The organism is Flavobacterium sp. LK-23 (genome assembly GCF_058135255.1).
Map to the genome: position 1 here is coordinate 200,385 of NZ_JBYUVT010000003.1, position 12,421 is coordinate 212,805.

Annotated in this window: 9 protein-coding genes; 1 reads left to right on the forward strand and 8 read right to left on the reverse strand. The window is 34.5% G+C overall.

What is annotated here, in order from left to right; translation table 11 throughout:
* Window positions 1–128: 128 nt before the first annotated feature.
* The 5 genes from AC3Y25_RS06475 to AC3Y25_RS06495 all read right to left on the reverse strand — a co-directional run bounded on the left by AC3Y25_RS06475 (window position 129) and on the right by AC3Y25_RS06495 (window position 7,078).
* Window positions 129–1,580: a TolC family protein gene (locus AC3Y25_RS06475; protein ID WP_489902166.1), complete on the reverse strand. Its 1,452-nt coding sequence runs from the start codon at window positions 1,578–1,580 to the stop codon at window positions 129–131.
* A complete protein-coding gene (locus AC3Y25_RS06480) occupies window positions 1,573–4,740 on the reverse strand; it encodes an efflux RND transporter permease subunit (protein ID WP_489902167.1) in 3,168 nt (1,055 codons plus the stop codon). Before AC3Y25_RS06480 ends, AC3Y25_RS06475 begins: the two co-directional genes overlap by 8 nt.
* Before the next feature lie 120 nt (window positions 4,741–4,860).
* Window positions 4,861–5,943: an efflux RND transporter periplasmic adaptor subunit gene (locus tag AC3Y25_RS06485; protein ID WP_489902168.1), complete on the reverse strand. Its 1,083-nt coding sequence runs from the start codon at window positions 5,941–5,943 to the stop codon at window positions 4,861–4,863.
* 177 nt (window positions 5,944–6,120) lie between these two features.
* Window positions 6,121–6,501, reverse strand: coding sequence for a hypothetical protein (locus AC3Y25_RS06490; RefSeq protein ID WP_489902169.1), 381 nt, complete (start codon window positions 6,499–6,501; stop codon window positions 6,121–6,123).
* A gap of 169 nt (window positions 6,502–6,670) precedes the next feature.
* Complete coding sequence (locus tag AC3Y25_RS06495; protein ID WP_489902170.1) at window positions 6,671–7,078, reverse strand: GNAT family N-acetyltransferase; 408 nt, start codon at window positions 7,076–7,078, stop codon at window positions 6,671–6,673.
* Between the two features lie 175 nt (window positions 7,079–7,253).
* Between AC3Y25_RS06495 and AC3Y25_RS06500 the strand changes: the two genes are divergently transcribed.
* Window positions 7,254–7,817: a porin family protein gene (locus AC3Y25_RS06500; RefSeq protein WP_095929056.1), complete on the forward strand. Its 564-nt coding sequence runs from the start codon at window positions 7,254–7,256 to the stop codon at window positions 7,815–7,817.
* 48 nt (window positions 7,818–7,865) lie between these two features.
* Here AC3Y25_RS06500 and AC3Y25_RS06505 read toward each other — a convergent pair whose 3' ends face one another.
* The 3 genes from AC3Y25_RS06505 to AC3Y25_RS06515 all read right to left on the reverse strand — a co-directional run bounded on the left by AC3Y25_RS06505 (window position 7,866) and on the right by AC3Y25_RS06515 (window position 12,377).
* Window positions 7,866–8,480 carry a hypothetical protein gene (locus AC3Y25_RS06505; RefSeq protein WP_427874855.1) on the reverse strand — a complete coding sequence of 205 codons (615 nt, stop codon included), beginning with the start codon at window positions 8,478–8,480 and terminating at the stop codon, window positions 7,866–7,868.
* Between the two features lie 162 nt (window positions 8,481–8,642).
* Entirely contained in the window at window positions 8,643–10,520 is a 1,878-nt protein-coding gene (locus tag AC3Y25_RS06510) for a M1 family metallopeptidase (RefSeq protein WP_489902171.1), read from the reverse strand.
* A gap of 276 nt (window positions 10,521–10,796) precedes the next feature.
* Window positions 10,797–12,377, reverse strand: a complete 1,581-nt coding sequence (locus AC3Y25_RS06515) for an NADP-dependent glyceraldehyde-3-phosphate dehydrogenase (RefSeq protein WP_489902172.1) — start codon at window positions 12,375–12,377, stop codon at window positions 10,797–10,799.
* Between the last annotated feature and the right edge of the window lie 44 nt (window positions 12,378–12,421).

The following is a 12,421-nucleotide window of genomic DNA, read 5'->3' on the forward strand; positions in this document are numbered from 1 at the left end:
CTTTCGAGGTTTATGGTCACTTTTTTTTCAGAACAGTGAAATGCAAATATAAGATAATTTTCTTACAAAAAAAACCTTTCAGGATTTTACTCCCAAAAGGCTTTCTTTCTACAAATTAATTGGCAATATTATTTCCATCCGCCTCCCAAGTCTCTATAGACATGAACTGCAGCATTCAACTGTTCTTTTTTAGTATCAATTAATTCTAATTTCGCTTCTAATGCGTCTCTCTGCGTCATCAAAACCTCAAAATAATCTACTCGAGCCGATTTAAACAAATCGTTTGACACATCAATCGAAGTATTTAAAGCATCAACTTGTTTTGATTTAAGATCGTATCCTTTTTGAAGATTCTCGATCTTAGACATTTGGTTTGAAACTTCTAGATACGCATTTAAAACTGTACGATCGTAATTGTACAATGCCTGAATCTGTCTTGCATTGGCACTTGCAAACTCTGCTTTGATCGCATTTCTGTTAATCAAAGGCGCTACAAGATCTCCAGCTAATGAGTAAAGAAGAGATTCTGGCATAGTAAACAAATAAGAAGGTTTGAAAGCCTGTACTCCTATCGCTGCCGTAATATCCAAAGACGGGTAAAACTCGGCGCGAGCCACTTTTACATCTAATTTTGCCGCTACTAATTCTAATTCTGCTTGTTTAACATCTGGACGATTTTGTAACAATTGAGATGGAATTCCAGAACTTACAGAAGCTGGCAATAAACTTAAGAAATTAGTGCTGCTTGTTCTTTTTACTTCCTGAGGATATCTACCCAACAAAAAGTTGATTTTATTCTCAGTTTCTTTAATCTGCTGCAAAATGTCAAACTCCATACTTTGCGAAGTTAAAACCTCTGCTTCGAATTTCTTAACTCCTAATTCTGTTGCTCTTGCGGCTTGTTTTTGAACTTTTACAATTTCTAAAGCGTTAGTCTGCAATTTGATCGTTTGTTTTACAATATCCAACTGATTGTCTAAAGCTAGTAATTCATAATACGAATCAGCAACTTCGGCGATGAGGTTTGTAATTACAAAGTTTTTACCTTCTACTGTAGCCAAATATCTATTTAAAGCTGCTTTTTTAGAATTACGCAGTTTTTTCCAGATATCTACTTCCCAGTTTGCATAAGCCGAAATTGTAAAATCTCCAAGCGGATCTGGAGTTTCTACACCTGGTTTAATCTCTGTAGTAGCATCACCTGCACCTTGACTGGTATATCTACCCACTTTTTCTACTCCAGCTCCGGCACGTAAGCCTGCAGTTGGCAATAAAAGTCCTTTTTTAACGCGAATATCATTTTTTGCTATTTCAATTTCCTGCAAAGTGATATTTAATTCCTGATTGTTTTTAAGAGCAGTATCTATTAAATCAACTAGATTCTGATCTTTAAAATAATCTTTCCAGTTTAATGCTGCCGTATTGCTGTTTGCATCCTGAGTCTGAACTGTTGAGCCAAACGATTCTGGAACTGGTGTACTGGTAGTCACTGCTGCCTCAGGTGCAGGGGTTTTACACCCTGCAACTGCTAGACATACAGCAAACGCAATACTATATTGATATGATTTAACTTTATACATGATTGTTGTCAATTTCTTCTGTTAATGGATTTTCTTCTTCATGTTTTACCAATTTGTGTTTCTCAGCAATTTTAGCAAATATGAAATACAAGCCTGGAATTACAAATACACCGCAAATGGTTCCGATAAGCATACCTCCAGCTGCTGCAGTACCAATGGTTCTGTTTCCAATTTTACCAGGGCCAGTTGCAAAAGCAAGCGGTAATAAACCTGCGATAAAAGCAAACGAAGTCATCAAAATCGGACGGAACCTTGCTTTTGCCCCTTCCATTGCAGCATATAAAACTGACTTACCGGCTGCATGTCTTTGGATCGCAAACTCTACAATCAACACGGCATTCTTACCTAATAATCCGATAAGCATTACCATGGCAACCTGTGCATAAATATTGTTTTCTAATCCTGTTAATTTCAATAAAAGGAAAGCTCCAAAAATACCCGCTGGCAAAGAAAGAATTACTGACAATGGCAGAATAAAACTTTCGTACTGTGCCGCTAATACCAAGTAAACAAATCCTAAACAGATTAAGAATACCCAAATTGCCTGATTACCCTGAGCCACCTCATCGGCAGAAATACCTGCCCAGTCAATATCATATCCTCTTGGTAATTTTTCAGCAGCTACTCGCTGAATTACTTTAATCGCTGTACCTGAACTATAACCAGCAGCTGGCGAACCACTGATTTGTGTTGAGGTATACATATTATGACGTGTGATTTCTGAAAGTCCGTACACTTTTTCTAATTTCATAAAAGCAGAAAAAGGCACCATTTCATCACGATCATTTTTTACGTATAATTTTAAGATATCATCTGGCTGTGCACGATATTCTGGCGAAGCCTGAACAATTACTTTATAGTTGATACCAAATTTGATAAAACTGATTTCGTAGTTACTTCCCACAAGAGTTGACAAAGTATTCATCGCGTTTTCGATAGAAACTCCTTTTTGCTGCGCCAAGTCATTGTCGACTTTCATCATGTATTGAGGGAAACTAGAGCTATAGAAACTAAATACGTTTGATAGTTCTGGTTGTTTGTTCAATTCAGCCACAAAATCGTTATTTACCTGTTCCATTCTCTTATAATCAACCGAACCAGTTTTATCTAACAAACGAAGCTCAAATCCTCCGGCAGCACCATAACCAGGTACAGCAGGTGGTTGGAAAAACTCGATATTTGCCCCCGCAATATCTTTACATTTTTCCTCCATTTCGTGCATGATCTCCAAAACAGATTCTTTTCTATCGCTCCAGTCTTTCAAGTTAACCAAACACGTCCCTGAGTTAGCTCCAGTACCTTCAGACAGAATTTCATAACCTGCCAATGAAGAAACCGATTTTACTCCATCAATGTCCTCAGCAATTTTCTGAACTCTTTCTGCAATATTATTTGTTCTTTCTAAAGAAGATCCTGGCGGTGTCTGGATTACCGCGTAAAACATTCCCTGATCCTCATTCGGAATAAATCCTGATGGAACATTACTACTGATGATCCATGTTCCAGCACAGAAACCAAGAAGCGCAACAATAGTAACTACTCTTCTGTCAACAATTTTGCCTAGTAAGTTCTGATATTTACCTTGCGCTAAATTGAATTTTTCGTTGAAAGCATCAATAAATCTATTGGCTGGTGTTTTCTTTTTAGGCACACCATGATTGTTTTTTAACATCATCGCACAAAGTGCGGGTGTCAATGTTAAAGCCACAATACCCGAAAGGATAATCGCAGTTGCCATAGTTACAGAGAACTGTCTGTAGAATACTCCCACAGGACCAGACATAAATGCAACAGGAATAAATACCGCAGCCATCAAGAAAGTAATTGCAATAATTGCCCCCGCAATTTCGTGCATTGCTTTTTTAGTCGCTTTAAATGGCGAGAGATGCTCCTCTTCCATCTTGGCGTGAACGGCTTCAATAACCACAATCGCATCATCGACGACGACCCCAATTGCTAATACTAAGGCAAATAATGTAATTAAGTTCAATGAAATATCAAAGAATGTCATGAACACAAAAGTTCCAACCAACGAAACTGGTACTGCAATTGCTGGAATAACTGTAGATCGCCAGTCTCCTAAGAAAAGGAATACTACTAAACCTACCAGAATAAAGGCTTCAACCAACGTATGAATTACTTTCTCGATAGAAGCATCAAGGAATTTAGAAACGTCATACGAAATTTCATAATCCATTCCTTTAGGAAATCTCTGTTTGATTTTTTCCAGTTTGGCTTTTACTTCTTCAATAACCTGATTCGCATTACTTCCAAAAGATTGTTTTAATACAATCGCCGCAGATGGTCTTCCATTCAAATTAGAATAGATATCATACATCGAGCTACCAAATTCAACTTTAGCAACATCTTTCAATCTTAAAAGCTCTCCGTTTGGATTTGCTTTTACTACAATGTTCTCGTATTGCTCTTTTGTTGTAAAACGTCCAGAATATTTCAATACATACTCAAATGCTTGAGAACGTTTACCAGAACTTTCTCCCGTTTTACCTGGAGAAGCCTCCAAACTCTGACTAGATAATGCTTCCATTACCTCATCTGCAGAAATTTTATAAGCCAACATACGGTCTGGTTTCAGCCAGATACGCATTGCATATTCACGTGTTCCTAAGATATCTCCAGAACCAATACCATTTACCCTTTTCAATTCAGAAAGAACGTTGATATCGGCATAGTTGTATAAGAACTTCATGTCCGTATTTTTGTCTGTACTGTAAAGATTCACGTACATCAACATACTTGGTACTTCACGAGTGATTTTGATACCCTCACGAATTACCAAAGGAGGAAGTTTATTGGTAACCGAAGCTACACGGTTTTGAACGTTAATTGCTGCCTGATTAGGATCTGTTCCTAAGTTAAAAACCACTTTTATCGTAGCTTCACCATCGTTTCCGGCATCTGAAGCCATATATTTCATTCCTGGAACTCCGTTTAAGGCTCTTTCCAAAGGAATAACAACAGCCTTAACCATCAATTCACCGTTAGATCCAGGATAATCTGCGGTAACATTCACCATTGGAGGTGAAATTGTAGGGAATTGTGTAATTGGTAAATTTAAAACCGACAATACCCCCAAAAAGACAATAATCAACGATATTACTATCGACAGAACAGGTCTTTGAATAAATTTATTAAACATTTTTATATTTTTTAAATGATTAAACTTATTGAAGTTTAAAATGTTTCAAGTTTCAGGTTTCAAGTTTCAGGTTCAGTATGCAACTTGAAACCTGAAACTTGAAACTATTAAAACAAAAAACTATTCTGCTTTTAAGCGTAAATGATTGATTACTTCTTTAGGAGATTCGTAATCGAATTTAATTTTGTCGTTTTCTTTTACTTTCTGAACACCTTCAAGCAAGATCTTATCATTTTCTGTAAGACCACTTTTGATTACATATAAATCAGGGATTTCGCCAGTAATAGTGATTTCTCTAGAACTTACTTTATTGTCTTTTCCAACTACAAAAACATATTTTTTATCTTGAATTTCGTAAGTCGCTTTTTGCGGAATCACAATAGCATTTTTAAGAGGAACATTCATTTGAACTTGGCCTGTTTCTCCATTTCTAAGTAATTTTCCACAATTAGGAAATCTTGCTCTAAAAGCAATGTTTCCAGTTTCGTTGTTGAATTCACTTTCGATTACCTCAACATTTCCTTTTTCCTTAAAAATATCTCCGTTAGCCAAAACTAAGTTCACTTTGTTATCTGCACGGTCTTTAATATTCGTTTCGTAACTAATGTATTCTGGCTCAGAAACATTGAAATAAGCAAACATTTGACTGTTATCTGAAAGACTTGTCAACAATTCTCCCTCGTCGATTAAACTTCCTAGTTTTAAAGGAATACGGTCGATTGTTCCGTCAAACGGAGCTCTAATTTCTGTGAATGATAAATGAAGTTTTGCCAGCGCAACTTCAGCTTTTGCAGATTGCAATTTAGCCTGAGCAACGCTTAATTCGTTTTTAGAAACGATATTTTTATCTGCCAGTAATTTTGAATTTTGCAATTCAATTTCTACAGATTTTTGTTCTGATTGCGCTTTTAATAATTCTGCCTGATACATGTTTGGCATAATTTTAAACAACAGCTGTCCTTTTTTTACAAACTGTCCTTCGTCAACATATATATTTTGTAAAAACCCTTTCTCTTGGGCGCGAAGTTCGATATTACGAACCGATTTTATTTGTGAAACGTATTCTTTGGTAAATGAAGTATCGATTCTAACCGGATTAGTAACGGTAAATTTTTCAACTTCTTCTTTTTCTTCTTTTTTAGATGTACAGCTCGTTAAGCACACCAAGGCCATTAAGCCTGTGAACACAATGATTTTTTTCATGATTTAGTTTGGAAATTAAGCGATTGAATGCTTTGGAATGAAAATTCCTTTTGGATGTTAAAATGCATCAGTCAGCCTTAGCCCAGACCTTAACTTTATATAAGCAGAAGTAGAAAAAATATACAACAGCAAGATACGCAGAGATCAAAACTCAGGTAACCGATGTATACTTTAAAATCAAATTCTTAATACTCGTTGAGTAATATAGATAGGATTTGAATGCCCAAAAACAGGCGTAGAAATTTTTAAACGATTAGAATCATTCGCTGCAGACTGATCTGAAAGTGCCAGATACAAAGTGTCTACCAAACTATACGAAGCAGTAAAATATTTGTTCGCAAGTAAATCAACATCTTCACCTCCAACAAGATCTTCTTCTAAATCAACATCTGTAGCTTCTTCAATTGTTGAAGTCCCACGATCTTGATTAGTAAACTTAACTCTATGTTTCTGTAGGTGATGGTGAGTATGAGCGCCAAAAGTATTTGCATTCAAATATTGGCCTCCGCCAAACAGAAGCATATTCATGAATACTAAAAATACTATTAACTTTCTCATTTCGGTGCGAAAGTAGTAAAAGAATTAAAACAAAAAAAGAATTTTTAACAAGGTTTAACAGTTCCATAAAACGAAAACGTTTTCATTCTCTTAATTTTTATTAATCACTTTACTTCAAAATTAAACCCCTTGTTTACAACACTAAAAATCAACAACTTAAACTTTACAATTAAGAAAGCAAAATTTTCATAATCGTAAATTCTTGTCCTGATTTTATAAAAGTTTTAAAAGTATCTATCATTCCGAACTTCTCATAAAATGATTTTTTATTGGTTCTGGCGTTGCACCATACTTTTTTTACACCTTTTTCTTTTGCAAATTCTAGAATATATTTTAAAAGATGAGACGCAATTCCTTTACCTTGATACTCTTCTAAAGTAGCTAATTTTCTAAACTGCATTTCTTTTTCTTCCATAAAACAGGAAACTATAGAAACCAATTTATCTTCTTCAAAAACTCCAAAATGAAATCCTAAATTATCTTCTTCGAGCTGTACAAACTCAAAAGGCTGGTCTGGCCACATTACTTCGTGTCTTATTTGCCAAGTATCACTTGCGTTTATTTTTTTAACGTCCATTTGAATTTATTTAAGCTTCTCAAAATTAATTCATTTTGATTTAATCGAAAAAAACAAACCAGAAATCTTGATCTGATTAATTATCAAAACTTTACAGAAAAATAAATCAGACAAATCATTCAATTCTAATGTATTATGATTATTTTTATAGTACCAAAATCAAATAAATTCCGTTATGAGAAAATTCCTTTTAGCAACATTTTTATGTATTTGTGCCAATGGATTTGCGCAATTAATACAAATCGGGCCGCAGTTTTCTACAAGCATTACTTCTGTCAATGCCAAAAATTTCAGCTCCGATCATACGAATACAGGAATTGGATTTGCCGCATTTGGTCGATTAAACCTTGCACTTTTTTATGCTCAGGGCGAGTTTGGATATGGTCAAACTAATTTTAGCGTATACCAAAACGGTGTTGGAGAAACTGAATTTAAACTATCAGGAACAGATGCCTCATTAATTGCAGGACTTAAAATTATTCCGCTTGGAAAACTCGGAAATGTGAGGCTTTTTGTGGGATACAACTGGAAAAATTATTCAGACATAAGTACCAGCAATAATCTCAATTCTATAGCTATAGAAAAAAATAATCATAGCATTCTTGGAGGTGTCGGAGTCGATGTCTGGAGACTAACTTTTGATGTTAGATATCTTGCTGGACTTAGTGATATAGATGCTTCTAGCAGTGAAATTAAAACTGGAGTTACCAATCTCTCCATTGGATTTAAATTTCTATAAAACTCATAAAAAAAGGGAATCAATCGATTCCCTTTTTTTATATATCATTTACATTTTAACGTAATAATTTTCCTCATTATCACTTTCTATCTTTTTTATTCCCTCTTCTGTTTTAACAGCTACATTAACAACATGTAATACGTCTGAATTTTCATTAATACTACAGTTCCAAACTGTTCCATCAGAAAGAATAATTTCTGAAAATAATGAGACCGTGCTTTTTGCATCATTATAAACTAAATTTTCAGTTCTGAGAAGTTTCTTTACTTTTGTTTTTTTGTCGACCTCGTAAAACAAGATCTCATTTTCTTTAATTTCGACCACTTCGTCAAAAGTAGATTGACTGGCAGTAACTGCTGTTGCCGCAGACCAAACTGGCTGACTTCCTGTCCTTTTCCAAGTTCCAATTGCTTGATTTAAAATTTCTTTTCTTAAAAGTTCGCGTAAGGTGTCTACCTTTTTAATAGCTTCTTTTCCTATTTCATTTTCAGGTTTAATCTTTGCAGCTAAAGAAAACAAATCAATAGCTTTTACAAAATCGGCTTTTTTGTAGTAAGAATTAGCCAATTCATATTTGTTTTTTTGAAATGCAGTCTTTTGATCGTTCTGCGCAAAAAACTGGAGACTGCTTAGCAAAGCAATCAGAACAAAAGTATTCTTCATTAGATTTGGTGGTATGTTTAGTATTTGGCAAACGTAATATTTTTCCCAGAAATATTTATACTGTTTTTTTGCATCTTGAATATTTTTAATTATTTTAAACAAAAAGCGTCACTTTGCTAAAACAAAGTGACGCTTTAATTTATTTAGTTAAATTTAATTCAATTATTTAACATTTAAAACATTGTTCTCTGGTGTTGCATCCATAAATATCCCACCATCAATCTCAATTTTTTCGATTTTTTTTGCGCTTTTCAAAATTATTTTAGCTGTTTTTTGATTTTTCTCCCAAATCGCTGGAGTTTGATGCAAAGTTGTTTTTGACTTATCTGCATAAGTAATTACAACATCAAAAGGAATTGCAAAACCTCCAATGTTTTCTATTGTTATCGTTTTCTTATCTGCAGAAAGACCTTTTACAGCAATATCTATGTAATTGTTAGTAAAGAACCAATTATTAAAAAACCAATTTAAATTCTTTCCTGTTGCTGTATTAAATGAATTAAAATAATCCCACGGAATAGGATGTTTTCCGTTCCAAGTATCCATATAAAAATGAAGCGCTTTTTTGAACAATTCATCTCCTAACATATCTTTTAAAGCCAAATAAGAAAGAGAAGCTTTACCATAAGAATTATTTCCATAACCTGCGCCAGAAACCTGTGTAGACATTGTTATAATAGGCTGATCTTGTTCTGAAGATCGATCGCTTATATAATGTTTCACTCTAAAATCTTTGTAAAACTTATCTGCAGCTTCTTTACCATGTTCAGCAATTCCGATTAAATATTCAAAAGTAGTTGCCCAACCTTCGTCCATAAAGGCATAACGCGTTTCATTGATTCCCATATAAAAAGGAAAATAAGTATGCGCCACTTCGTGATCTTGAACTAACTGTGCAAAAATAGGATCTCCCATTTCAGAATCGTTACACATCATTGGATATTCCATATCGGCAAAACCTTGGAAAGCCGTCATTTTAGAAAACGGATACGGAACTCCTGGCCAATTGTTAGAAAACCAATCTAAAGCATATTGATTGTTTTTTACCGAATTCACAAAATCGGTTCCCTTTACGTTGTAAGCCGCCTGAACGCTCGCACGACGATTTGTTTTCTTATCCACTACAACGCTACTAGCATCCCATAAATAATGATCACTTAAACCAAAGCAAACATCTGTTATGTTTTTAGCTTCAAATTTCCAGACATTCCAATCGTATTGTTTTGTTACGATTCCGCTTTTCATTTCCTGCTCGTTTGCAATATGCAGAATTTCATCTGTTGTGTATGATTTTTTTAAGCGTGAAGCAAATTCAGGTTGCAAAACCTCATCTGGATTTAATAAATCTCCAGTTGCATACACCACGTAGTTTTTTGGTGCTTTTACAGAAAAAACATAATCGTTGAAGTCATTGTAAAATTCTTGACGATCTGTATGTGGTAATCTATCCCATCCATTGTAATCGTCAAAAACTGAAACACGAGGATAACTGTACGCTACAAAAAATGTCGTTTCGTCAATCTGGCCTTCTCTACCACTTTCTTTGGACAAAGGATAATTCCATTGAATATTTATAGTGGTCTTTGAATTAGGTAAAATTGGTTTTTGCAATTTTACATTTCCAACAGTTCCCCAGTTTTTAGCATCTTCTTTATACACTTCATTTTCTACTTTCAATGAAGTAATCGTTAATCCGTCGCTTAAAAAATCGTTGCTTACTTCACTTCCTCTTGGAGAAGAAGGCTTGTGAAGGTTGTTTACAAAACGGATAACTAAGTTTCTTAAAGTATCCTTGCTATTGTTTTCGTAAATAATGGTTTCAGTTCCGCTGACCAATCTCGTTTTCGGATCAACTGAAATTTCCATATTATATTTTCCACGGTTCTGCCAATAGTTTGAGCCTGGTTTTCCGTCTTTAGAGCGGGTTCCGTTTTCGTAGGCTTTTTTTATATTTCGAGGCATGTAAAGCTCTTGAGCAATAGTATCTTGGGCAAAAAGAACGAATGCTATTAATGCAAATTGCAAAAATCTCTTTTTCATAAATAATTCTTAGGTCTTTAAATTGTTTTGATATATAAGACTGCTGTTTTAAAACAATGTTACAAATTTAATTATTAATTGTTAATGTGAATAGTAAAAGGTAAATAGTGAAATGTGAGATGTAGAAAACTTTATTTTATATTTTACATCAAACTTTTACAAAAAAACTTAGAAACTTAGCATCTTTAAAAAAGAACCTTAGCATCTTTAAAAAGAAAAACCGTCTATCACTAAAAGCGACAGACGGCATCTACAATTAATATATAACCTTGATGACTACAAAATATAATCTGTATTAATAAAATTCGATTCTTTGCTGTTAAGCAATTCCTGCAGAATCTCATTATTATAATCGATATCTTTTGAAGCTACAAACGTACGAATTGAGAAAGAACGCAAAGCATCTGGAATACTCAAAGTTCCTACGGCAGAATCTTTTCTTCCTGTAAAAGGGAAAGCATCTGGTCCTCTTTGGCAAGAACTGTTAAGGTTTACTCTACAAACTAAGTTAACCAAAGCATCAATTAGCGGCGCAAGAGTTTTTATATCTTTACCAAACAAACTTACTTGCTGTCCGTAATTTGATTCTGCCATATCTTTCAATGGTTCTTTAATATCTTTGAAAGAAAGTACAGGAACAACTGGCCCAAACTGTTCTTCGTGATACACACGCATTTCTTTGTTTACTGGATATAAAACTGCTGGAAAAATATAGTTATCAGTATGTTTTCCTCCCTTTTCATTGATGACTTTAGCTCCTTTGTGAACAGCATCATCAATTAATCCTTGAATATATTTTGGTTTGTCGGTTTCTGGAAGCGGTGTTAAAGCAACTCCCTTTTCCCACGGATTTCCAAAAAGCAAACTGTCTACTTTTTCAGAAAAACGTTTATTGAATTCTTCAGCAATCGATTCGTGGACATATAACACTTTTAAAGCAGTACAACGTTGTCCGTTAAAAGACAAACTTCCGGTAATACATTCTTGAATAGCCAAATCTAAATCGGCATCTGGAAGAATAATTGCTGGATTTTTAGCTTCTAAACCTAAAATCAAACGCAATCTATTTTTGTTTGGATGCTGATCTTGTAAAGCAATCGCCGATTTACTGTTTCCAATTAAGGCTAAAACATCAATTTTTCCAGATTTCATAATCGGAGAAGCCACTTCGCGTCCTCTTCCGTAAACAATATTGATTACTCCTTTAGGAAAACTGCTTCTGAATGCTTCCAACAATGGCGAAATACATAAAACACCATGTTTAGCAGGTTTGAAGATTACGGTATTTCCCATAATCAAAGCTGGAATCAACAATGAAAAAGTTTCGTTTAAAGGATAATTATATGGTCCAAGGCATAAAACCACTCCAAGAGGTCCACGACGAATCATGGCGTTTACTCCTTGCACTTTTTCAAAATGCGAACTGCGTCCGTTTAATTCTTTGTAGCTGGCAATAGTATCGTAAATATATTCTACTGTTCTGTCAAATTCTTTTTGCGAATCTCCTAATGACTTTCCAATTTCCCACATTAAGTATTTCACTACTTCTTCGCGGGTTTCTTTCATTTGTTTCACAAATTTTTCCATGCACTTAATACGATCAACTACTTTCATAGTCGGCCATAAGCCTTGTCCCATATCGTATGCATTGGTAGCAGCTTCGACAACTTCTACTGCTTCTTTTTCTCCCATAAAAGGGATAGATCCTAATAAAGTCGGCGAATACTTTTCTGTTGAAGAAATAGTAGAAAACACAGGTGTGGTTTGCCCCGTCCATTGTTTCAATTCTCCATTTACAAGATAGGTATCTTGATTTATCAGACTATTAATCTGATATTCTTCTGGTATAAAACTCATAATTTGGTTTGTTTAATGGTCTGGTAATTTTATTTTCAAAAGAA

Coding starts and splice junctions, on each gene's coding strand:
- AC3Y25_RS06495 (WP_489902170.1), bottom strand. CDS start 7,078: ATGGACGTTAAAAAAATAAACGCAAGTGATACTTGGCAAATAAGACAC.
- AC3Y25_RS06500 (WP_095929056.1), top strand. CDS start 7,254: ATGAGAAAATTCCTTTTAGCAACATTTTTATGTATTTGTGCCAATGGA.
- AC3Y25_RS06485 (WP_489902168.1), bottom strand. CDS start 5,943: ATGAAAAAAATCATTGTGTTCACAGGCTTAATGGCCTTGGTGTGCTTA.
- AC3Y25_RS06475 (WP_489902166.1), bottom strand. CDS start 1,580: ATGTATAAAGTTAAATCATATCAATATAGTATTGCGTTTGCTGTATGT.
- AC3Y25_RS06505 (WP_427874855.1), bottom strand. CDS start 8,480: ATGAAGAATACTTTTGTTCTGATTGCTTTGCTAAGCAGTCTCCAGTTT.
- AC3Y25_RS06490 (WP_489902169.1), bottom strand. CDS start 6,501: ATGAGAAAGTTAATAGTATTTTTAGTATTCATGAATATGCTTCTGTTT.
- AC3Y25_RS06480 (WP_489902167.1), bottom strand. CDS start 4,740: ATGTTTAATAAATTTATTCAAAGACCTGTTCTGTCGATAGTAATATCG.
- AC3Y25_RS06515 (WP_489902172.1), bottom strand. CDS start 12,377: ATGAGTTTTATACCAGAAGAATATCAGATTAATAGTCTGATAAATCAA.
- AC3Y25_RS06510 (WP_489902171.1), bottom strand. CDS start 10,520: ATGAAAAAGAGATTTTTGCAATTTGCATTAATAGCATTCGTTCTTTTT.